This is a genomic window from Celeribacter baekdonensis (assembly GCF_900102315.1).
GTDB lineage: Bacteria > Pseudomonadota > Alphaproteobacteria > Rhodobacterales > Rhodobacteraceae > Celeribacter > Celeribacter baekdonensis.
In genome coordinates this window covers 305,363-328,149 of record NZ_FNBL01000001.1, presented here as the reverse complement: position 1 = coordinate 328,149, position 22,787 = coordinate 305,363, and the positions used below count along the sequence as shown (strand labels likewise).

19 protein-coding genes, 1 tRNA gene and 1 pseudogene are annotated in these 22,787 nt (G+C 55.4%); 5 read left to right on the top strand and 16 right to left on the bottom strand.

Annotated features, from left to right (window positions below):
- The first annotated feature begins 67 nt into the window (after positions 1–67).
- A tRNA-Ser gene (locus tag BLT54_RS01615) sits at positions 68–157 on the top strand.
- A 448-nt stretch (positions 158–605) separates the two neighbouring features.
- On the opposite strand, the gene BLT54_RS01610 is transcribed toward BLT54_RS01615, so the two are convergent.
- Both BLT54_RS01610 and BLT54_RS01605 read right to left on the bottom strand, forming a co-directional pair.
- Entirely contained in the window at positions 606–1,418 is an 813-nt protein-coding gene (locus BLT54_RS01610) for an SDR family oxidoreductase (RefSeq protein ID WP_074640395.1), read from the bottom strand.
- Between the two features lie 10 nt (positions 1,419–1,428).
- Complete coding sequence (locus tag BLT54_RS01605; protein WP_074640393.1) at positions 1,429–2,298, bottom strand: SDR family NAD(P)-dependent oxidoreductase; 870 nt, start codon at positions 2,296–2,298, stop codon at positions 1,429–1,431.
- 163 nt (positions 2,299–2,461) lie between these two features.
- On the opposite strand from BLT54_RS01605, the gene BLT54_RS01600 reads away from it, so the two are divergent.
- Positions 2,462–3,352 carry an AraC family transcriptional regulator gene (locus BLT54_RS01600; protein ID WP_074640391.1) on the top strand — a complete coding sequence of 297 codons (891 nt, stop codon included), beginning with the start codon at positions 2,462–2,464 and terminating at the stop codon, positions 3,350–3,352.
- A 168-nt stretch (positions 3,353–3,520) separates the two neighbouring features.
- Here the strand turns inward: BLT54_RS01600 and BLT54_RS01595 are convergent, their stop codons facing one another.
- Positions 3,521–3,982: a DUF2946 family protein gene (locus tag BLT54_RS01595; RefSeq protein WP_074640389.1), complete on the bottom strand. Its 462-nt coding sequence runs from the start codon at positions 3,980–3,982 to the stop codon at positions 3,521–3,523.
- A gap of 144 nt (positions 3,983–4,126) precedes the next feature.
- A complete protein-coding gene (locus BLT54_RS01590) occupies positions 4,127–7,129 on the bottom strand; it encodes a sensor domain-containing protein (RefSeq protein WP_074640387.1) in 3,003 nt (1,000 codons plus the stop codon).
- 460 nt (positions 7,130–7,589) lie between these two features.
- On the opposite strand from BLT54_RS01590, the gene BLT54_RS21935 reads away from it, so the two are divergent.
- The 3 genes from BLT54_RS21935 to BLT54_RS01565 all read left to right on the top strand — a co-directional run bounded on the left by BLT54_RS21935 (position 7,590) and on the right by BLT54_RS01565 (position 12,343).
- A complete protein-coding gene (locus BLT54_RS21935) occupies positions 7,590–10,709 on the top strand; it encodes a methyl-accepting chemotaxis protein (RefSeq protein WP_083351642.1) in 3,120 nt (1,039 codons plus the stop codon).
- Between the two features lie 69 nt (positions 10,710–10,778).
- Positions 10,779–11,813 (top strand): protein-glutamate methylesterase/protein-glutamine glutaminase, encoded by a 1,035-nt coding sequence (locus tag BLT54_RS01570; RefSeq protein ID WP_074640385.1) that lies wholly within the window; start codon positions 10,779–10,781, stop codon positions 11,811–11,813.
- On the top strand, positions 11,810–12,343 hold the full coding sequence (locus BLT54_RS01565) for a chemotaxis protein CheD (protein ID WP_074640383.1): 534 nt from the start codon (positions 11,810–11,812) through the stop codon (positions 12,341–12,343). Before BLT54_RS01570 ends, BLT54_RS01565 begins: the two co-directional genes overlap by 4 nt.
- Before the next feature lie 13 nt (positions 12,344–12,356).
- On the opposite strand, the gene BLT54_RS22780 is transcribed toward BLT54_RS01565, so the two are convergent.
- From BLT54_RS22780 to BLT54_RS01505, 12 genes and pseudogenes are all read right to left on the bottom strand, one after another.
- Positions 12,357–12,797, bottom strand: a complete 441-nt coding sequence (locus BLT54_RS22780) for a transposase (protein ID WP_281241865.1) — start codon at positions 12,795–12,797, stop codon at positions 12,357–12,359.
- Positions 12,780–13,667 (bottom strand): annotated as a pseudogene (locus BLT54_RS01555) (IS110 family RNA-guided transposase); the annotation flags it as partial. The gene BLT54_RS22780 and the pseudogene BLT54_RS01555, both read right to left, overlap by 18 nt.
- Before the next feature lie 70 nt (positions 13,668–13,737).
- Complete coding sequence (locus BLT54_RS01550) at positions 13,738–14,139, bottom strand: hypothetical protein (RefSeq protein ID WP_074640381.1); 402 nt, start codon at positions 14,137–14,139, stop codon at positions 13,738–13,740.
- Positions 14,139–14,525 carry a response regulator gene (locus tag BLT54_RS01545; RefSeq protein WP_009571308.1) on the bottom strand — a complete coding sequence of 129 codons (387 nt, stop codon included), beginning with the start codon at positions 14,523–14,525 and terminating at the stop codon, positions 14,139–14,141. Before BLT54_RS01545 ends, BLT54_RS01550 begins: the two co-directional genes overlap by 1 nt.
- Positions 14,525–15,442 carry a CheR family methyltransferase gene (locus BLT54_RS01540; protein ID WP_083351641.1) on the bottom strand — a complete coding sequence of 306 codons (918 nt, stop codon included), beginning with the start codon at positions 15,440–15,442 and terminating at the stop codon, positions 14,525–14,527. The genes BLT54_RS01545 and BLT54_RS01540 overlap by 1 nt, the downstream gene beginning before the upstream one ends.
- Positions 15,439–15,906 (bottom strand): chemotaxis protein CheW, encoded by a 468-nt coding sequence (locus BLT54_RS01535; RefSeq protein WP_009571306.1) that lies wholly within the window; start codon positions 15,904–15,906, stop codon positions 15,439–15,441. The genes BLT54_RS01540 and BLT54_RS01535 overlap by 4 nt, the downstream gene beginning before the upstream one ends.
- Before the next feature lie 4 nt (positions 15,907–15,910).
- On the bottom strand, positions 15,911–18,223 hold the full coding sequence (locus tag BLT54_RS01530; protein WP_074640378.1) for a chemotaxis protein CheA: 2,313 nt from the start codon (positions 18,221–18,223) through the stop codon (positions 15,911–15,913).
- A 10-nt stretch (positions 18,224–18,233) separates the two neighbouring features.
- On the bottom strand, positions 18,234–18,599 hold the full coding sequence (locus BLT54_RS01525) for a response regulator (protein WP_009571304.1): 366 nt from the start codon (positions 18,597–18,599) through the stop codon (positions 18,234–18,236).
- Positions 18,596–18,877, bottom strand: coding sequence for an STAS domain-containing protein (locus BLT54_RS01520; protein ID WP_074640376.1), 282 nt, complete (start codon positions 18,875–18,877; stop codon positions 18,596–18,598). The genes BLT54_RS01525 and BLT54_RS01520 overlap by 4 nt, the downstream gene beginning before the upstream one ends.
- Positions 18,878–19,060: 183 nt before the next feature.
- On the bottom strand, positions 19,061–20,035 hold the full coding sequence (locus BLT54_RS01515) for a glucokinase (protein ID WP_074640374.1): 975 nt from the start codon (positions 20,033–20,035) through the stop codon (positions 19,061–19,063).
- Between the two features lie 3 nt (positions 20,036–20,038).
- Positions 20,039–21,397 carry a GH1 family beta-glucosidase gene (locus BLT54_RS01510; protein WP_074640371.1) on the bottom strand — a complete coding sequence of 453 codons (1,359 nt, stop codon included), beginning with the start codon at positions 21,395–21,397 and terminating at the stop codon, positions 20,039–20,041.
- Between the two features lie 211 nt (positions 21,398–21,608).
- Positions 21,609–22,640, bottom strand: a complete 1,032-nt coding sequence (locus tag BLT54_RS01505; RefSeq protein WP_074640368.1) for a LacI family DNA-binding transcriptional regulator — start codon at positions 22,638–22,640, stop codon at positions 21,609–21,611.
- Between the last annotated feature and the right edge of the window lie 147 nt (positions 22,641–22,787).

The window sequence follows — 22,787 nt, the reverse complement described above, 5'->3', positions numbered from 1 at the left end:
TTTCTTTGAGAAAATATAGCAACAGGTCTTGCATAGGTCGCGCGCTTCGCGCTATTGAGCGCTCCACGGACAGGTGGCCGAGTGGTCGAAGGCGCACGCCTGGAAAGTGTGTAGGCGGGGAACCGTCTCCAGGGTTCGAATCCCTGTCTGTCCGCCACAATCCCCATTGAAAGCCAGTGACACTGCCCTAATGGGCACGGATTTTTCCGTGTTATCGAAGGGGTTTGCGGGAACTGACCGAACCTCATAGACGCGCCGCCTGGCCGGGCTCAGGCTCAGAATGGCCCTCAGTCTCAATTTGGGCGAACCTCGCCCGTTCCGGTTCGGCCTCGTTTCCCCGTTACATTTTAACGGCCTTTTTTCGATCCTCGCCAAAACCCAATCGCGCGATCCGAACGACGTCGATGGCAACTTAACTAGAACAAACGGTAGGCGCGTTGCTTGAGAGACCAGCGTAAAGTGGCGGATTGCTGGGTTGGGTTCGTTGCTTTGCACGCCAGAGGAAATGAAATGATGCCAATGCTACGTATGCGGACAGCGCCGACTTTGGTTCAGCCGCACTGGTCACCTGTCGGCCCCACCACTCAGTTTCGGCTGCCTTGCTGTCAGCCACGCATCAGCGTCTTGATGCCGCCGATGAATTCGGCGTCATCCTGGCTCTTCCGCTCGTCCAGCAGACGCTCGGCATCGGCGCCCGCACGAAAGCGCAGGCGGTCTCCGGTCTCATTGGCGGCATCCCAGATGACCTCGGCCACCGTTTCAGGTGCGGAAGGATTTGATGCCAGCTTGCCGAACAGGCGGCCCATGGCCTCGGCGGTCGGCGCATAGTCCGAAAGGCTTTCGTCCATCGCGAAATCAAATGAACTGCCGCCGAAGTTCGTCTTGATCATACCGGGTTCGACGATCCGCACCCGAATGCCAAGCGGTTCAAGCTCAAAATGCAGCGCTTCTGACAGGCCTTCGACCGCGAATTTGGTGCCGTGGTAGAGCGTGCCGAGCGGAAAGGTGATCTGACCGCCGATGGACGAGATATTGATGATCGTGCCCGACCCGTTCTGGCGCATGTGCGGCAGGACGGCCTTCGTCACCTCCAAGAGCCCGATCACGTTGGTGTCGAATTGGCGGCGGATCCGGTCCATCGTGAACGCCTCGAGCGCGCCATAGGCCCCGTAGCCTGCATTGTTGAGCAGCACGTCAATCTGGCTGAAACGCTCGATACCCGCTGCAACTGCCGCCGGGATCGACGTTGCATCGGTCACGTCGAGGCCGGTCACCAGCGTATTGTCCAGATCGGCAAGCGTGCTGCCCTTGGAAGGGTCACGCATCGTGGCGATCACGTTCCATCCCTGCGCCTGAAAGTGCCGGGCCGTTGCTTCGCCGATGCCGGAGGAGGCCCCTGTGATCAGAATGGTTTTCATCTTTGTTTCCTTATGCGTTCAGGTCGAGCATCTCGGCGATGCCAAAGTTGGTCAGGACGGTGCGGGTGACGTCGTGGAGCACATCGTTGTAGCGCTCGATCTCAGGGCCGACCCCGACATGGTCCACAACTGTCCGAAACGGCTTTTGTCCAAATGGCTTGTCCAGAATGGCGACGACTGCCTCTGTGATCCGCTCCGGCCGCTGCTCTGGCGTTGCCTCAAGCAACCGGGCCAGTCCCGCGTTGGACAAGCTGGGCACGGCGGCAAACTCGCCGTATTCCGCTTCGCGCGCCGCATCGTTTGGTACGATCAACCCGTCGAAGAAAGCCGTCGGCATGGCCCCGGGTTCGATGATGCAGGACTCGATACCGAACCCAGAAAGCTCGGTCCGGTAGCATTCCACGATGGCTTCCAGCGCCCATTTTGACGCTGAGTATGTGCCGTAAAATGGAGTCGCAATCCGCCCGATCAGGCTGGAAGTATAAAGCACGGTTCCCCGGCCTTGCGCCCGAAGGTGAGGCAACGCGGCCCGCATGACCCGTTGAACACCCATGACATTCACGTCGAAAACACGCGCCATATCCTCTGGAGACATCAGCTCCTGGATGCCGTAAGAGCCGATCCCGGCGTTGTTGAACAGGATGTCGAGCCCGCCGAGTTGTGAGATCGCATCTGCCACGCCGCGCTCGGTGCTGGCCGCGTCGGTCACATCCATCTCGACGATTTTTGCACCCGCAGCCTCAAGCTCGGCGATAGTCCCGGCATTTCTGCCCCTGCGGTTGCGAACGCTTCCAGCGACGTCGTAACCCCGTGCCAGAAGAGCCAGCGCCGTAGGCTTGCCGAAACCACCGGCGATGCCGGTAATCAGAACGTCTTTCATATTTGCGATCCCTTCATGTCAATATGGATACGATAGTCTGGATGATCGCGGAAATATTTCTGATTTGTCCTATTTTCTTGCACGATCCTCCAGTTCTCGTGTTTTTGGTAAATTTTCCCGCCTATCCGTGCTATGGCTCGGGGGCAGAGAAACGGAGGCGGACATGACACCTGAAACACTGCTGAACCGCGTGTCGTCTATTCTCGATCAATCGAGACTTCAGCAGGGCGCGCTGTTTCATGAGGACAGCGCGACGCATCTGCTCCGCCACGAGGTTCCCACAGGCCAGAACGCAACCGTCTATCGCCCGCTGCTGTGCCTCGTCCTGCAAGGCGCCAAGGAGGTCGGGACAAGTGCCAAGTCATTGACCGTGCGTGCCGGACAATCCCTGATTATCAGCCACGCCTTGCCGGTCCTGTCGCGGATCTCCGAGGCAGCACCGGATACCCCATACATCGCGCTCGTCTTCCCCCTTGATCTTGACCTGCTCCGCTCTCTGGCGCCGTCGGTATTGCCGTTGTCGGGCAGCAGGCCCTCAGATCCGTTTTCGATTCACCTGTGCGATACGAACGCCGAGATCGAAGACGCTCTGCGGCGCTATTTCAGCCAATGCGAAACCGACGCGACGAGGCGGCTGTTGGCCCCGATCACCGCCCGTGAAATCCACGCTCGATTGTTGATTGGGCCGCACGGCGATGCGCTGCACAGACTGCTTTGGCACGAAAGCACGGCCAGCCGCATTTTTCAGGCAACACGTGACATACAAACCCATCTCGCCAAACCAATCGTCGTCACGGACCTTGCCGGGAGCGTCGGCATGAGCAGTTCGGCCTTCTTCGAGCAATTCAAGGCCGTGACCGGCACGTCTCCTTTGCAGTACCAGAAAGACCTACGCCTGCTCAGCGCGCGCAATGCGCTTCGGACCTCCGGTGCGAAAGTGTCGGAGATCGCATTCAGTGTCGGATATGAAAGCTCGGCGCAGTTTTCGCGGGAATACTCCCGTAAGTTTGGCCGTTCACCGCGACTAGATCGTTCGCTGGCACCTGTTGCGTAAGTCCCGGCCATGTCCCGGTCTAGCTGTATTCGCCCGCGTCCAAAACCGCCTAACCCTCAGTCGAACACCTGCTCCGGTTGCTCGACCCACGGCAGTTCCGCAACGCCACAGAGGTCGAAGATCGACAGCACCGTGGGCTCGGCCCCAAAGGCGATAGATCCAAAAGGATCAGGCGAGCAAGGGTGGGGCGCGGATCGGCCCGTCGGACAACAGCCGCAGCACCACAATGGCGGCGGGCGCGTCAATGGACGGGAGGTTATGGACCGCAGCAAAAGGCAGGGCAAGCGAGACCGTCAGCTCCGGGGTGTCAAATCCACATGCGCTGGCAGAGACGCAAACCGCGCAGCTTGAGGAGGAAGACGACCCGGATGGGCCATGGCTTTGACCCTGTGCAGGACCCGTGGTGGACGAAGGGACAGCGCCCACCGGGATCAAGACGATACCTTCTCCGGTACAGATTTCGAGAAAGCCGATTTTCTCTCCCGGTGCCGCATGTCCCATGGCGCGCACAGCGCTTGCTCCGGCATGTTCGGCGAAAAACAGCACTTGCAGCAGCATGGCAAACATCGCGACCGTCCGGGCGAGATGGCCCGGTTTGACGGCGGTGGACATGTGCCGAAATGCGCGCATGGGTCTCTGCGGTTTGGACGCAGCATGTGGGCCACGTCGATGGGAAAGAGAAATCGTACGCACAGCGTCGCGGAATGAACGGACAAGATCAACTGGCCAACTGGTCGCATCTCGCCAATGCCTTGCGGGACCGTGACCGGCGCTTTAGAGCGTCGAGATCAGGTCTTGAGGGGGCTGATTTTTGCATTTGTGTGTGGTGTAAAGCGCGTTGGCGGCCTCGGCGCTCATCGGGCGCGCGTAGAGAAAGCCCTGATGCAGATGCAGCCCGAGATCAAGCAACATATCGCGTTGGGCTTCGGTTTCGACGCCCTCGGCAATGACCTCGAATTCCAACGCCTCTGCGAGCCGGGCGATCGAACGCAACGCCTCGCGCGAGCGGCGGTCGATGACGATCCGGTCGATGAGAGATTTGTCGATTTTGACGATGTCGATCGGCAAATGGGTGAGGCGGTTGAGGTTTGAGCCCTCTTTACCAAAATCATCCAAGGCGACACGAATGCCGCGCGCCCGCAGGATGGCGATTTCCACCATCACCTGATCCATGTCGATCCGGTCGGTGATGGCCTGTTCGCCGATTTCCAAAACGATACTATGCGACAGCTCGCAGAGCGGTTCGAATTCGCGTAAAATCGCCTGCGCCGCGCCTTGAAAGCCCAATGATTCCAATCGCGTGTTAAAACAGATATAGGTGCCGGGGCAGGCTGTGAGCGTGTTCAACAGGCTGCGCCGGATGCGCGATGGAATATGGGCATATTCTTCCGCAAGCACCACATTTTGCAACTGAGGCAGGAATTGACGCGGCAACACCACCTCGCCCGAGGCCCGTTGCCAGCGCATCAAAGCCTCAAATCCCACGATCTCTGCGCGCGTGACATTCCAAATCGGTTGCACATATTTGTTGATCTCGCCCGCTTCGAGGGCGCTGATGATGTCACGGTGGGTGGTCAGTTTGCCATCGTCACGCAGCTTTTGTGAAAAGCCCTCGTCGGCGATCACAATGCGGTTGCGCCCGCCTTCTTTGGCCTCGCGCAAGGCCCAATCGGCCCATTTCATCCCGTCCTCCAACCGCATGTCTTGTGTCAACCGAGCCACGCCGATGGACACGGTGCGCGTGATCGGGCCAGAGGCGGTGGTCACGGCCGTCTCAGAGATGGCGCGGGCGAGATCTTCGGCAAATTTACGGTTGGGGCAGCCCTGTGTGGCCGTGCGGATGACGGCAAATTCTTCGCCACCAATCCGTGAGGCGCAGCCATGTGTGCGGGTTTTGTCTTTGAGAACCCCGGCCACTTTGCGCAGCAATTCGTCGCCGGTCTCGTGGCCATACGCGTCATTGACGCTTTTGAAATGATCGACGTCGATCAAAAACACATCGACATCCTGTTTGCGCTTGCTGTCGGCAAACCGGCTGTTAAAGCCGCGCCGGGAATAGAGGCCGGTCAATTCGTCATGGGCGACCAAATGCTCCAGTTTTTGCCGCGCCACAGAGATTTCGGTGATGTCGATCACCATGATGATGTTGAGCCAGCGATCTTCGTTTTCTTCAATCACGCTGCGCAGCTCAACGATCCGGGGTTCTCCTGATTTTGTAAGCAAAGTCAGGGTATTGGATATGGTTTCCTTGTCGCGGGTATTGGCCAGAAGATGCCGCCTAAAGGATTTGGACAACGCTTGATCCTCCGCCGGCATAAAGTCGATCAGATCGCGTCCGAGGGTTTCTTCGCGCGTGTAGCCAAAATGCGCGCTCCATGCATCGGAGACGGAGAGCAGACGCCAATCGCGGTCCTGTGACAGGACAATGGCGGCGTTTCGGTTGAGCAGGGTTTCGGTCAGGCTGCGCTGTGCTTCGAGTTCGGTCACATCGGTCAACAGGATCACATATTTGGGCTGATCGCCCTGCGCGTTCGGGTCGATGATCCGCCGTTGCGCCGTCATTTTACGAATTTTGCCGGACTTGGTGGTCAATTCCAGAACCTTATTGCCTGGCGGTGTGACACCATCGCCAAGCGCGCGCATCTGATCGACAAAACTGCGGGTGTTGGGGGAGGTCAAATCAGCAATGTCGTGACCAATCAAATCCGCTCGGTCATAGCCCAGACTGTCACACAGGGCGGGGGCCACGTTTAGGGTCAAACGGCGGGCGTCCTGAACCAAAAGCAAGGCAGGGCCTTCTTCGAGGGTCATTTTATAGAGCCGACTGTTGCGGTTCAGCTCGGTGGTGGGGCCGTGAGCCTCATCCGATGCAGTGTCTTTTGATGCAGTATCGTTGTTTTGAAACGTCGATCCGGCGCTTTTTTGGGGAGGTGTCAACGCGGCGGCGATGCCTTGGAGTTCGAGCGGTCTAAAGCCCCTTTCGCAGACAAAGCACAGGAGCAGAGACGAGACGACGAAAAACGGCAAATGGATGGCGGAGAGGGTCAGGAAATTCAGGTCCAGCACGAAGCGCAGACAGATTGTCACAAACACCCCCCACATCAACAGGTTGGTGCGCGGAGTTTTGGGATGATACAGCAGCGGTCGGGCCGCAGACACGTTGAGCGCCAGTGCTGTAAGGCACAAAAGCACGAGGCTTTCGCCCGGGTTGAGTTCCAGAAAAACGTGGTTTTTGAGGGGGATGCTCTGTTGTGCCAATTGGCCAAGGGCCATGCCGAAAACCGTGATGCACAGGGCCAAAGCGGTCCAGGCTCTGAGCCAGGATGCGGGTTTTAAAAGTGGGACGATGGAGAGTGCGCCAGAGCCAATCAAGGAGACCAGACTGACATGGCGTGGGTCCGTCAAACTGCCGATCAAAGGCAGGGTTCCTGCGATGGGGCGGCCTTGCAGGTCGGCTAGGCGCAAGATCAAAAGGGCCAAAAGCACAGCCGTTCCATAGAGGAACCGAGACTTGGGGGGCTGGCCGCGCTCCCATCTTAGGTTTTGCAAGATCAAAGAGCCACCGAGGACATAAAACATGACAAGGGTGGTGGGGTGCATGGTTCCCCATCCGGGCAGGACCGTTTGTGGCAAATGCGCCAAGAGGATCACGGTTTCGCTGATCAGGATGGCACCTGGGACGGCCGCGAGGCACAGCACGAACGGTGACAGGCCGATCCGCCACCTCTGTTTGGTCCGGGCCAATTTGGTCTCATGCACGTCACTATGTTTTTTCACGGTGGCTTCTTTTTGAGAGGATGGTTTTGCGATGGAAACCCTATGTATTTGCGGGGACCAGCCCTGTTGCGTGATGCGTGCGGGGGGTGTGGCTGAGTATCTGTGCTTAATTTTCCATTAATACCTTTATCAAAAGGTTAATGAAGCAGAGGTTTTGGAACTCAGCGAAAAACTTTTGTACGCCTGTCTCCGAAAAGCCGGTGATATCGGCCAAACTGCGGTTGCGCGCGCCTTGGCATTGAACTGTAAAGGTTTTTACGATTTTGACCCGCGCTTATGCCCGTGATCCGATAAAATTCTATGGATTGTGTGACGCAAAACAGGGCGACTTAAACGAATCTTCATTTCTTCGAGGCATCCATCAACGGGTGTAGGGCAACTGTGCCCGTTTCATGACCGTAATCTGCTCAAGACCACTGCCATTGAATAAGGGCGTGAAGACGAGGCCAGGAGAAATGAAATGAAGTATATTATGCGGATCAAGCTGGCGAAAAAACTCCCGGCGATCATGATCGGACTGACTATTGTCACCATCGCGATCGCAAATATGGTGGCCTATCGCAACGCATCAAGTTCGTTGCTCACTGAGGCCGAAGAGGCCCTTGTGACCGTGGCTGAAGCGCGCACGCTCGAACTAGAAGCATGGTTGAACAGTGTCGACATTGACCTGAGCAGTCAGACCGAAAACCCAACCGTGATTTCGGCCCTTCGCGGTTTTGGAGAAGCATGGGAGACATTAGACGGCGATCAAACCGAACATTTGAAAAAATGGTATATTGAGGGCAATCCGAATGAAATCGGTCAAAAACAAGCACTCGATTACGCCGAAGATGGATCAGCCTACAGCCAGGTTCATAAGCTCTATCACAGCTACTTCCGAAAGCTGGTGGAGGACAAAGGCTATACCGATGTCTTCGTGTTTTCGCTGACAGGTGATTTGATTTACTCTGTTTTAAAAGAACAGGATTTCGCAACCAATTTTGTTGATGGCGAATACGCCGATACCGGCCTTGGAACCGCGGTCAAAGCCGCGCTGGATGCCACCGGCCCTCAGGTCTATTTTTCAGATTTTTCGACATATGCCCCCTCTCATGACGCGCCTGCCGCCTTCATTGCCGCGCCTGTCCTCGACCGGCGTGGTGTCAAACGCGGTGTCATCGCGTTTCAAATGCCCGCCGAGAGTATTGATAAAATCACGACCCGTTTGACCGGTCTTGGTCGTACTGGTGACTCTTATCTTGTAGGGTCGGATTACCTTTTGCGCACGGATACTATTCACGGCTCCGGCGATGAAACTCTAAAGGTAAAAGTCACGTCTCAATCCGCGAAGAATGCTCTTTTGGGTCAGCATGGATACCTGCGTGAACCTGACGCTCTTACGGAATACGGCACCACTCACGATCAAATTTCGGCCTATTTTCCTGTGACTTACCATGGCGTGAAATGGGGGTTGATTGCAGAGCAAACAATCGAAGAAATCCTTGAACCGGCCGCGGCATTGGCTAAAACAATGGCATGGCAGGGGGCCATGATGACCGCGATCGTGGCACTCATTGCCTATTTCATCGCTCGTACAATCGCGCGACCTCTCACCCGCGTAGAAACGGCAATGCGCACCGTATCCGAGGGAGATTATAGCGTGACGGTCCCCGGCACCGAACGAGGCGACGAAATCGGCATGATTGCGACCGCCCTCGATGAATTCCGTCACTCTTTGGGGCGTGCAGAACAGGCCACGCGTGATGGCCTCTTTAAAGGTGCCGCATTCGAAGGCTCTTCTGCTGCACTGATGATGATTGATACCGATTTCAACATCACCTACATGAACGGCGCAGCCCGTACCTTAATGAAGGAAAACGAAGACAACTTCCGCGTCATGTTTGGAGAGTTCGATGCCGATACAATTGTTGGATCGAATATCGATATTTTCCACAGAGAGCCTGGCCGCATTCGTGCCGTTCTGTCTGATACCTCAAAGATGCCCTTTTCGACTGATATGCGGGTCGGTGATATTCACTTCTCCTTGGTCGTAAACTCAGTTGTGAGCCTCGAAGGGGAACAGATAGGGTGTGTTATGGAGTGGCAAGATGCCACGGACATTCGCACCAACCAAGCGGTGATTTCCGCCTTGGACAGTATCCAAGTCAAAGCGGAGTTTAGCGTTGATGGTCAATTCACGAAGGCCAACGAAAATTTCGCCCGCATGGTCGGTATTGAGGTCGATGATTTGGTCGGTGTCGGCCAAGATGCAATCTTCAACTTTGATGCAGCGCTCGCAGAAAAAAATGGAGCGGTTTGGGATCGTTTGATCCAAGGTGAAAGTGTCCAAGGGCGTTTCAAACTCTTGGATCAAGAAGGCCATACCTCCATTCTCGACGGTACCTTTAGCCCGGTCACTGACGCCTCAGGCCGCCCGTTTCGAATTATTCTTCTCGGCACAGATATCACCGAGAGCCAAGCAACGATCATTGCAGCCGAAGCCGAACGTGAACGGATGCAGGCAGAGCAGGATCGCGTTGTCGAAGGATTGCGCGTCGGTCTCAAAAAGCTGGCCAGTGGTGATCTGACGTCTCGCATTGATGATAAATTTGCCCCTGAATATGAAACGCTTCGCTTCGATTTTAATGAAGCCATTGAAAACCTTCTGACTGCGATGCGCAGTGTTGTTGAAAACGCCGACATGATCCGCGGCGAAGCCTCCGAAATCTCTAATGCCGCCGATGATTTGTCTCGTCGAACAGAAAAACAAGCCGCAACCCTTGAGGAAACGGCGACAGCTTTGGACCAATTGACCTCCTCGGTTCGTTCGGCGGCTGAAGGGGCAAATCAAGCCAGTGACATGGTGGAGACTGCGAAAGCAAATGCGGAAGCTTCAGGTGTGGTCGTGCAAGAAGCCGTTGAAGCGATGAGCCAAATTGAAAGTTCTTCCAATCAGATTTCCAAAATCACATCTGTGATTGATGATATTGCCTTCCAAACCAACCTTCTGGCTTTGAATGCGGGGGTTGAAGCCGCAAGAGCCGGAGAGGCGGGGCGCGGGTTTGCCGTGGTTGCTTCGGAAGTCCGCGCGCTCGCGCAGCGATCATCTGAAGCCGCGCGGGAAATCAATGACTTGATTTCTAAGTCGGGTACTTTGGTGAAACGTGGTGTTGGTCTCGTCGGTGAAACAGGTGAAGCTTTGCGTGGCATTGTGAGTTCTGTTTCCGAAATTTCACATAACGTTTCAGAAATCGCAGTTTCTTCCCGAGAGCAATCTTCCGGGCTTGCAGAAATTAACGTTGCCGTCAATCAACTGGACCAAGTGACGCAACAAAACGCTGCCATGTTTGAACAAACAACGGCAGCGAGCCATTCGCTGACACGCGAAGCCGAAAACCTGATTGTGACAACATCTCGTTTCTCGATTGGAGCGAGCCAAAATGCAAAAACTGTCCGCGCCCAAAGTGTGGATCAGAGAAAAGAGGTTGTCCCGACCCCAACCGCAAAGCCAAGGCCACATGACGTCCCCGTGAAGCAGGTTGTGAATGCCGCACCACGTCCAAGTCAGCCTGTGGCCGAAGACGACTGGGAAGATTTTTAAGCAAGCAGATTGGCATAGCGCCTTAGAACGCGCCAATGCATTCAACAATTGGTTCAACGGGAGTTATGTGTGAAACCGCTACGTGTCTTGATTGTCGATGACTCAGTGACCATGCGTCGCCTCATTCGGTCTATCCTCGAAGCCGACCCCCGCCTTGAAGTCATCGCGGAAGCCGGAACCGCGCGTGAAGCGCGGGATGCTGTAAACACCTACAGACCAGATGTAATGACGCTTGATATCGAAATGCCCAACATGAGCGGGCTTGAGTTTTTGGATCGGCTTATGCGGCATCGACCGATGCCAGTCATAATGGTGTCTACCTTGACCCGAAAAGGAAGTGATGTTGCGGTTGAAGCAATGTCTTTGGGAGCAATCGATTGTATTGAAAAACCGAAAGTTGGGGCCAGTGAGGATACGTTTTCAAAGCTGGCTGATACCGTTGTCCTCGCTGCAAGGGCAAGAGTGTCCGGACCACGTCCTAAAAACCAGACGATAACGCCGCGCCAAAATCGAACATTTCACCGTATTTGTTTGATCGGGGGATCGACTGGGGCTGTTGATGCAATCGAACGCACTTTGCAGAGCTTTCCCTCTGATTGCCCCCCTACGCTTATCACTCAACATATGCCGGAGCCGTTTTTGGTAAGCTTTGCCGCACGCCTTAATCCCCTGGTCGCTCCAGAAGTCAGGCTCGCGGTCGATGGAATGCCCTTGATCCCTGGACAAGTGCTGATTGCGCCAGGGGGAGCGTATCATCTCAATATTGAGGGAAGCTCTACTTTGCGCGTGAATCTTTTTGCGGGGCCCCTTGTTTCTGGACACCGACCTTCCGTGGATTCCATGTTTCTGTCTGCCCGTCACATGGCCCACAAAGTTGTCGCGGGCATTTTAACTGGCATGGGCCGAGATGGAGCCGAAGGGATGCGCGTACTGCGAGAGGCCGGCGCGAAAACCATTGGTCAGAGCAAAGAGACATGCGTTGTCTTTGGAATGCCTCGCGTTGCCGGAGAATTGGGCGGGGTCGAAAAGTGGGCCGACCTTGACAAGTTTGGACAAGAGATCTTGCAACTTGCCGAAACTCCTATTGGTGTGAGGGCAGAATGACTACAATTTCTCAAAAAAAGACCTCAGAGAAATCCACATATATTGCTCAAGGCGAATACGCGATTGGCAATACGGAAGACACTGTCATTTCGACGATTCTTGGTTCGTGCGTTGCTACCTGCCTCTGGGATCCAGTCGCAGGTGTTGGTGGTATGAATCATTTTCTACTTCCCGACGGTCCGTCATCGCGCAGTGACGTCAGCTCATTTGGTGCAAATGCTATGGAGCTTTTGATAAATGCTCTTACGCGAGCCGGCGCAGTTCGTGGCCGTATTCGCGCCAAAGTTTTTGGCGGTGCCGAGATGTATAAGGGGTTGACCAATGCGGGGAATGAAAATGGAGTTTTTGTTCTCTCTTACCTGCAGCGCGAGGGCATTCCATGCGACAGTCAAAGCCTCGGAGGTGCGCAAGCCCGTAGGATTGAATTTATGCCGGCCCTAGGTAAGGCGAGGCAAAAGCTCGTCGCGGATTCTCGCGTGATTGAAGCTGTTCCAAAGCCTGAAAAAACGAATGATATTGAATTTTTTTAGGGCCTGTTGACGTTCATCGGAGCTGAATGATTGTTGCCGCGAGTGAGATGAAAGCGGCGAAGCTCTGATCTGTTTTGCATGACCGCATTGCGATGCCCCTGTATTCTTTGAGTTTCCCGAAGTAATTTTCGATCAGGTGCCGCCATTTGTAGGTCTCTTTGTCGAAACTCGCGGGGAAGCGCCGGTTCGATTTCGGAGGGATGACAGGGGTTATCTCCTGCTCATCAAGAGCAGATCGCAGCCAGTCGGCATCGAAAGCGCGGTCGGCGAGCAGGTGGTCGGCGCAGAGACCTTCGATCAAATCCGCAACGGCGCGCAGGTCATGCGCCTGCCCGGGCATCAGTCTGAAGTCGACGAGGTTACCGTTGACCTCGCGCCCGCCATTGGGCGCATGTAGGCCGCATCTATCAAGCGGGCATGGTGCGGCGGGCAATACCCACAGGAAGGCCGCCATTTCCCTTGCGATGGCGGTGGTGACGACTGTCGACTTTTTGCCCCGTTGGCTGAGTTTGCGATACCGCGCCGTCAGCCGAGCTTGTGCTTTCCAGGCAATGTCCTGAACTTCGGCCGATTGTTTCTGGAGGATGTAGAGCTTCTTCACTCCCGGGCGTGCTGGCAAACGATAGGTCCAAGCACCTTCGATCAGCTTATGACGAACTCGGGAATTGCCCGCCCGGGTAATCCCGCCGCGCTTGGTCGTTTTTCCCGTTGAGTATTCGCTGGGTACGAGCCCCAGATAAGCCATCAGTTTTACCGGCGTTTCAAACCGACGCACGTCCCTGATCTCGGCCATAAACGTGACGGCACTTATCAACGCCACACCCCGCAAGGCCTGCAGCGCATTCACGGCCGGGGCAAGGTCCCATTCCGGCACGAGAGCTTCGATATGTCCAGTCAGCCGGTCCAGGCGCTCCGTGGCATTGCGCTCGGCCTGCAGCATCTCCTGAAGCGCGATCTGATGCGCCGGATGATCGAAGCTCTGGCTTTGCAGCCATCGGCGATACCGCATCGTCCACGGCTTGGTCCGGTGATAGAGCCGTCCGTGGCGCAGCATGAACGCCGAAACGAGCTGACGTTTGTGGCGCTGGTCCTCTGCAGCACTTTCCCGGGCTCGGACCAGATCGCGCATTGCCTCGTGCGTTTCGTCAGGAACCCAGATCGGCGTCAGTTCCCCTGCGCGCAATAGCCGAGCCAGGCGAATGGCATCCAGCCGGTCTGTCTTTACCCGCTCTCCAGCACGCACCGGAATTAACGAAGGCGCGACCACACAACATTCGAAACCGAACGCTCGCACCTGCCGATAAAGGCCATATCCTGTGGGGCCTTACACCATGATCCACCTTAATCAGGTTGCAAACTGGTCGAAAATCTAGGGCGACCTTTCTGGAACGCCTTCAAAACCAAGCGATCTCGCCAGAGTCATCCTCGGAGAGAGCGAAGGGGGCATCAATGTTATCGAATAGTTTATGTGCAAGGTGGCGGAGGCGTATAACGTCGCTTAACGGCTCTATTTTTACGGCTTGTTCGCCATTCGCAGATGCGAGATGTCCCATGACTCTCTGGAGGTCATCCAGAGTTTGGTGAAGGCGGTCGATTGCTTGGAGGCTGCGCTGGACTGCCGGCGAGAGCGTTTTTGCTTCTGCCAATGTGGGGCCAAGTGCAATCTGCACCTCTGCGGCGAGAATAACCAAAGCAACCATTTCATCTTGGATGCGCTTATTGAGTGTCGCCATTGGAATGGCCGCCGCCTCTTCGACGATTTGAGTGATGCCAGCGACTGTTTGAACTGCTTTCATCAAAGTTTCCCCACAATCGCTTCCATTGCCGCTCTTAAACCGGCTGGATCGAAGGGCTTTTTGAGGAAATTGTTCATTCCCAAACGCTTGCCCATGTCAATGATCTCTCGATCTGCGCGTCCAGTTATAAGAAGAAAACCGACACCTCTCGTTGCGCTATTGGAACGAAGCGCGTGCAGCAATTGTAGCCCATCCATTCCAGGCATGTTGTAGTCGGAAATGACGAGATGTACTGGAGCTACGGCCAGTTTTTGCAAAGCAGAAGGCCCGTCAGCGGCACTTGCGACATTTCGAATGCCAAATGAGTCAAGTGCATTGGCGATAAGGCCTCTACTTGTGGACATGTCATCCACGACAATGACACGAAGTTGGTCTCGAAGTGCCATTAGTTGGATCCTTTGCTATTTCTACCCTCAACAGGGCTGGATGGGGGCTCGGTACGAACAGTTTGATATGTGGTTACACCGGCACTCTTGAAAAGAGAGGTGACGCTATCGTTAATGCGTTCAGAATGTCCGAGCATCAGCCAACCGCCTTCTTCAAGCGCTTGTGCATATCGACGATAAAGACGGACTTGAGTTTCCTCATCGAAATAGATCACAACATTTCGGCAAAAGATTGCGTCAAACCTTCCTTTCATTGGCCATTCCGCATGTAGGTTCAGTTGGCGAAATGAAATCATATCTTGGATATCCGAATTCACAGTTAAAACGACTTCACCGTCCTGTTCGGATTTTCTGAAATGTTTCGCGATGATTTCGTCTGTCAGTCCCGTGGTAAGTGAGCCTTTGTACTGTGCCGATTTTGCCAAAGTTAAAACTTCGGGATCAATATCGGTTGCAAGGATTTTAAGGTTCTTCTTTGCTAAGCTTGGGTCCGCATTCAGCAATGTCATGGCAATTGAATATGGCTCTTGACCGTTTGAACACCCGGCGGACCAAATACGAACCTTCCCTCCATTTGCGAGTTTTTGGTGCAGCGATGGCAGGATTGTTTTTGCCAAGAAATCGAAGTGATGACTTTCCCGGAAAAAATGGGAAACGTTCGTTGTTAACGCTGAAATGAAGTTGCCCATCTCGGATTGATCAGTTCCTGCTTCGACAACGTCTAGATATGAATCAAAACTGGACATGCCGAGGGCGCGCAAACGTCGTGTTAAACGAGACTTAACCATAGAAATTTTCGAGGGAGCAAGCACAATGCCTGCCTCTCGCAGAGCAATTTTTGCAATTCGAGCAAAAGCTTGATCCGAAATTGTGCTTTCGATCGCCGGGCGGCCTTTTATGATTGATAGCTCGCTCAAGCGACCTCCTCTCCTTGGGGCGGCATCACTGCCTCCAAGTCTAGAATGCGGATCATCCGGCCATCAACAATCGTAAGAGCAGAAACAAATGTGCGCGCGTCATCGGCGGCCAAGTCTGGCGGCGGTTGCATCTCTTCTGACGGAATCGCAAGGATGTCCGAGACGGCATCGACCATCAAGCCCGCGGTGCGACCTCCGAGGTCAACAACGATGATCACGTTGCGCTCTGTATCTTCACCGGTTTGCAACCCAAGTCTTGCGGCGAGGTCTATGATTGGGAGAACTGTACCGCGTAAGTTTATGACTCCTTTGACAAAAAATGGCGCATGCGGTAGGGAGGTTGCTCTGGCAGATCCTCGAATTTCGCGAACGGACATGATATCGACAGAGTAATCTTGGCCGCCAACGCGGAAGGACAACAGTTCGATCGAGGTTGCGTCAGTCTGTTTTTCGTTGTCAGTCATTGTCTTATCCTACAAGTGAATGCTGGGGCTGGCGGATTTTGGTTCGACCGGAAGCTTGGCTAACAAGATCCATGGGATCGAGGATCAACGCGATTTGTCCATCGCCGAGAATTGTTGCGGCGGCGATGCCAGGGACACGTCCATAGCTTCCCTCCAAGCCTTTGATGACGACTTGCCTCTGATCTTCGATTGCATCAACAGCGAGCGCTGCCCGGTTTCCGTCTTCTTGACCGATCAACAAGACAATTCCGCCGACATAGCTGTCTAATGGGGAGCGATAGCCAAGTTCTGCACCGAGATCGAGAAGAGGAACAAAGCCGCCACGGATTTGAACAACATGGGTTTCTGGGCCGAGCGCTTTCAGATCTCCATCGGTCAGGGTGAGCGTTTCGAGAATGGCATTTAGGGGAACGACAAGTGTTTCATCGGCCACGCGCACGACCATACCATCGAGAACGGCAAGAGTGAGAGGGAGGGAGATTGAAAATGTCGTGCCCTTTCCCTCCTGAGAGGTGATGTTGATACGGCCGCCCAGAGACTGGATTGAGCTTCTGACGACATCCATGCCAACGCCGCGACCGGACAGGTTGGAAATGGCTGAGGCGGTCGAGAATCCGGGCAAGAACAGCAGGTTGTCAATGTCGGAATCTGAAAGCTGTGCATCGGCGGGAACGAGCCCTTTTTCGATCGCTTTTTCTTTCACGCGCTCACGGTTGATGCCGGCACCATCGTCGGCCACCTCAATGACAATGCGACCCGAGCGATGCTGAGCGGTGAGGGTCACATGGCCTTCGCGCGGTTTGCCTGCTGCGAGGCGCACTTCCGGGCTTTCCAAACCATGATCGACGGCATTGCGGATCATGTGGGTGAGCGGATCCGCCAGACGTTCGATAACGGTTTTGTCGACTTCTGTGTTTTCTCCATCGGTGTGAAGTCTGACTTCTTTACCGACAGAGGCAGAAGATTCACGTACGATACGCCCCATGCGTTGAAAGAGCGATTTGATCGGTTGAGCGCGGATCATCATAACGGATTCTTGGATGTCGCGCGTCAGTTGAAGAAATTCTTCCAACCCCGTTGAAACCGGAGAGTTCGGAGGCAGGCCTGCTTCTGCGACAGATTGGCTGAGCATCGCCTGATTGATGACCAATTCGCCGACCAGATTGACAAGGCGATCAATTCTTTCGAGGTCGACCCGAACAGTGGCGCGCGGTTGTGTGGGCGTGCCGGTTGTTTTCGTTGGGCCGCTTGTCGCGTTGGGTGATGAGAGCGAGAACTCATCCTCGGCGTCGTCGGACACCGAAGCGATTGGCGCTGATTTTACGACGGGGGCCGCAGGTGCGTTGGGCATTTCGATGTCGGCCAGCGGGGGAAGGATTGGGTGCGATGGGACCAAGGGCGTGGGTGCGGCCTGTTCCGGCTCGGGGGGAATGACAGGCGCGGATACCGCCGGAGTCAGCTCTGGAAGCGCTGTTGGCGCGGGCCCTGAGAGAGGCGAGATTTCGAGGAGGCACAGGCCGTCGACAAATTCGAAGACTTCGCGCACAGAGAGTTCCGCTTCCTCAGTGTGAACCGTTACCATCCACGACAGATACCCTGTGTCGGGGTTGAGGTGATCGAGTTCAGGAAGGGCACCACATTTACAGACGACGGAGATGTCACCCAAGTCGCGAAGGGCGCGGAACAGGTAGAGAGGTTCGTTGCCAGAGGCGTAAAGGGAATCCTCAGGCTTGAAAATCACCTGAAACCCTTTTGCGCCGCCAACAGGAGAGAGATCCGTGATCTCATCTTCTGTCTCAAACGCGGTGGGGAACGTGCTTAGATCAGGGAGGTCCGGCAGGTTGGGCAAACCGCCCAGATCACCACCAACATCCAGATCAAAAGAGAGGGTGGCCGGGGTGAAATCAAGCGCCTCTTCCTCTTCCTCTTCCAAGCCGACCAGCACGTCGATTTTTTCGAGCGCGGGTCCGGTGATATCTTCTGAGACGGTTTCCTCATCGCGTGCGGCGCGCACCAGGTCACCCAGAATATCGGCACAGGCAAAAAAGAGACGGATGGCTTCGGCATCGGGGACGAAACGTCCTGTGCGCACCTCATCCATGGCTGTTTCAAACCGGTGTGCAAACCGCACGAGGTCATCGAGTCCAAAGGCACCCGCACCGCCTTTGATGGAATGTACGGCGCGGAAGACGACGTTGATCGTCTCCGAGTCTGTATCGCCGTCATCCATCATTTGAAGGCCATCCTGAAGGCTTTCCAGGAGTTCTTCACATTCGATGAAGAATGAGGCGCGGATTTCTGCCATTGGGTCGGACATGAGGAACCTCTTAACCAGCAACCATTTGAAGGGCCTTGACGAGCTTGGCGGGATCGAATGGTTTTACAATCCAACCGGTCGCCCCTGCGGCGCGGGCTTTTGCTTTGAGCTCATCGGCGCTTTCGGTCGTGAGCACGAGAATGGGAATGCGGCTCCATTTTTCTTCCGAGCGCACGGCGTCGATGAAACCAAACCCATCCATGCGGGGCATGTTGATATCGGTGATGATGACATCCGGTTCGATGTCTTCGAGGACTTCGAGGCCATGCACGCCATCTTCGGCGAGATGGGCGGTAAAGCCGGCAGAGGAGAGGGCGAGATTTAGCATATCTCGCATGGTGCGGCTGTCATCGACAGCGAGGACTTCAAGGCTCATGTCCAGGCCTCCGGTTGGGTCAGGGTTTCGGGAGAGAAGCCAAAAAGGCTCAAAATATCGACACAGCCGTCGGAGGCATTGGCCAAACGCGTGGTTTTGCCCTCAGCGGCACGGGATTTGACGCAGGACAGGATCACCTGAAGGGGCAGGCTGCCAAGATGGCGCACGTTGCTTGCGTCAATCACCAACTCAGTGTCGGTGATGGATTTCAATTCGCTCAAAAGCGGAGCCACGGATTGATAGTCGAGCCGGTCGTGGAGTTGGACATGCGTGGTCATGCAGGCGCTCCTAATTTTCGGCAGTGGAAAGACATCTAAAAATTCCCTTACATCTGCGGTCACATCGACTGGTGTAAGGGCAAGGGAGTTAAAACGAAGTTACGTTGTTCAATTTTTATTTGATCACGCAAAAAGGCTCCGAATTTTGACGTTCGGAGCCTTTTTATAAATTTTAACAAGTATTTACGGGTAGATATTGTGCATATGAGAGGCACATCCGGTCAAGGCGGCATAGTCGTCTTCAATCACGGAAACCGAAAAGTTTTTCATGAAACCGGCAAAGCGGCCCTTGTCGCGGAAGGCATCCGAGAAACCGAAAGGTTCAAGATAGGGCGCGATGTGACGCGCCACACCGCCGACCAGATAGACGCCGCCAAAGGGCAATTGGATCAGCGACAGGTTGCCCACCACAGTGCCAAGGATTTTGACAAAGAGCCGCGCGGCCTCAATGGCGCGGGGATCAGTGCCATCCTCGACACCGGCCATAATTTCGGCGGCAGATTTTTCATGCGCATCGCCCGCCTGCGTACCCAAAAACAGATAGACCCGTTCAAGCCCACGCCCCGACAACACGTCCTCAACGGCCGGGAATCCATGTGCGGTTTCGACGAATTGGCACAGTTCAAGCTCATGTTCATTGCGGATCGGCAGGTTGGCATGACCGCATTCAGAGGGGGCCACAAACCGGCCCGTATCGGTTTCAAACACCGGCGCGGCGTTGAACCCGGTGCCAACCCCGACGACAAGACGCACCGCCTGAGGCGCGGCGGGGGCGGCGGTGATGACGGGGCGGATATTGGCCTCATCGACAAAGCCCAAAGCGTGGCCCTGAGCCTGAAGGTCATTGAGAATGGCGACATGTTCCGCCCCGGTGGCGCGGTGCAACGTGTCGCTGTCAATCGTCCAGTCCAGATTGGTCATCGTGCCAACGCCGTCGCGCACAGGGCCGGCCACAGCCACACAGGCGCCTTTGCAATCGACGCTGTCTTCTTCGCCGATATATTGGCGCAACACCGTTTCCAGACCCGGAAACTTGCGGTTGGAATAGCGCCGGATCGTGTCCGGTAAAAGATCGACCCCATGGGCCAGCGCCACACGCGTGTTGGTGCCGCCAATATCGGCCACAAGGGTCAGGGTGTCGGCAGGATGTCGGCTCATGGGTCAGCTCCGCGTCAGCATGTCTTTGAACATGTGATAAGAGGCTTTGGGGGTGCGCTGCAATGTCTCAAAGTCCACATGCACGATGCCAAAGCGTTTTTCATAGCCAAAAGCCCATTCATAATTGTCCAAAAGCGACCAATAGAAAAAGCCTTTGAGGTTGGTGCCATCCTCAATCGCCTGTTTCATCATGGCAAGGTGGTCTTGGACAAAGCCACAGCGCTCGGGGTCATTCACCACACCGTTTTGGACGTGATCCTCCCACGCCATGCCATTTTCCGTCACATAAATCGGCAAATCTCCGACATAGCGCTCCGAGAGCCAAGTCAGGAAATGGTGCAGCCCCTCCGGGTAAATCTCCCAGCCCATTTGGGTCGTGGCGCGGTGCCCGGCGATCTCTTTGGTGTGCGGCCAGGCGGCGGCCTCGGGATCATGGGCGTGGATGTGGCGGGTGTAATAATTGACGCCAAGCCAGTCGAGCGGCTGATGGATCAGGGTCTTGAGATCATCCTCCCAGCCTGTTGGCATATGCGGGGCAAACCCTTCGAGCGCCTCGGCGGGGTAGGTGCCTTTGGTGATCGCTTCGATGAACCAACGGTTGTAGATCGCGTCCTGCACGGCTGCGGCTTTGATGTCCTCGGCTGCGTCGGAGGCCGGGGTCGGGTATTCGAAATTCAACACGATCCCCAAATTGTCCCGCCCCTTGGCGCGCAGCCGGGTCATCGCCTCACCATGGGCTTTGAGAATATGGTGCATGGCACGGGAGGTGGCGCGGATGTCGCGTTTTCCGGGCGCATGGGCACCGATGAAATGCGACAGGTAGGCGACGCACCAGGGTTCGTTGATCGTGGCGATCGAGGTCATGCGATCGCCGATTTTGGCGTCGATGATCTCGACAAAATCACCAAACCAATGATGTACATCCGGGTGGGTCCAGCCGCCCAGATCGGCCAAAGCCGATGGCATTTCCCAATGATAAAGCGTCTGATGCGGTTGCAACCCACGTTCTAATATGGCGTCGGTGAGGCGGTCGTAATAATCCAAGCCCTCTTGGTTGACCTGTCCACGCCCCTCGGGAAGCACCCGCGCCCAGCTTGTCGAAAACCGGTAAGCGTCGAAATGCCCCGCCCGCAACAGGTCCATATCCTCACCATAGCGATGATATTGATCACAGGCTTTTGCGCCATCTTCGGCGTTGATCACATTGCCCGGAGTGGCGGCAAACGTGTCCCAATGGGTCGAGCCCGCGCCGCCGAATTGATGGCCTTCGACCTGATAGGCGGCCGTGGCGGCCCCGAATATAAAATCGTCCGGGAAATCTTTTCGGGTCAAAAGCTGCGGCGTTTTTGTGCGGCCCATCATGGGGAGTCCTCCGGGGGTCTTGTTTGGTTTCGGCCAGTCTGGCACCGGATTGCCTCAAATCTTGGGGAATCTGAGATCCGGCGAGCGGCCATTTCAATGCGTCTATAACGTTTTAGGTAGAGTTCACGGGATGTCAAAGCGCTTTGATGGTTTATTTGAGATTCTTTGCCTGGATCGGGGCGTTTGGCGAAAGGCGCGGTTATGTGGGGCCTCAGCCCTGCGGTGCGGGACCGGTGGTGTGGCCGATAATCAGCTCCGCATCCAACAGCACATGCTGCGCCGGACGGGTGGGATTGACGATCATATCCATCAAGATTTCGGCACAAATCCGTCCGGCTTGGCGCACGGAAGACCGGGTGGCGGTGTAAATCGGCTCGCTGTTGCCATTGCGCAAATAGGAGAGATCGTCATCGTGGATGATCAGCGAAACGTCTTTTCCGATTTTCAAATCCGCCGCATCAAGTGCCCGGCGCACGCCAAAACCGACGATGATCGACGAGGCCAGGAGCGCAGTCGGCGGATGTTCCAGAGCGAGCATTTTTGTCGTCGCTGAAAACCCATATTCCTCTGTCATTTCAGAAGAGTAACAAAGGGTATTATCCTCAGTCACGCCAGCCTGTTCAAGGGCTGTCCGATAGCCAATGCGCCGTTTCGCGGCGAAATCCATCGTTTCCAACCCATTCAAAAGACCGATGCGACGATGACCCAGATCCAGCAAAAACTGCGTGGCGCGCTCAAAGGCGCGGGTGTTGTTCATGTCGACCCAAGAATACTCTTGCTCATCCGTCGAGCCAGATCGGCCATGCACGACAAAGGGCATCCCGATCTCGCGCAACAGTTTGATGCGCGGGTCGTTTTCTTTTGGGCCATGCACGATCACCCCATCGACCGAACCTTTGGCGGCGATTTTGCGATAGGCATCTGATTCAGAGGCATCGGGCACAACCGTCAAATGCATGTCATAATTTTCGCGCGAATAGACCTCTGAGGCACCGGCGATAAAATCGGTGAAGACCGGGTTCACCACCTCATGTTCGGTGGAGAGGGGAATCACATGCCCCACCGCATGATTGCGCCCGGTGGCCAGACCGCGGGCGCGCGTATTGGGGGTGTAATTGTGCTGTTTGGCTGCGGCTTCGACCTTTTTGCGGGTTTTTTCCGACACCTCTGGATAGCCGTTCAGGGCGCGTGACACGGTTGTCTGAGACAGGCCAAGCAGTTCTGAAAGCTGTTTGAGGTTCATGGGGCATCCATTTTATTCGTAGTGTTTTATTCGTAGTGTTTGGTTGGCTGACTGCCACGCTAGACGGTTTTTTGGCCACAGGTAAAGCGGCTTTGGGCAGTGGTTCGATGTGACATTGGCCGATTTTAGGCCGTCCCATCAGAGATC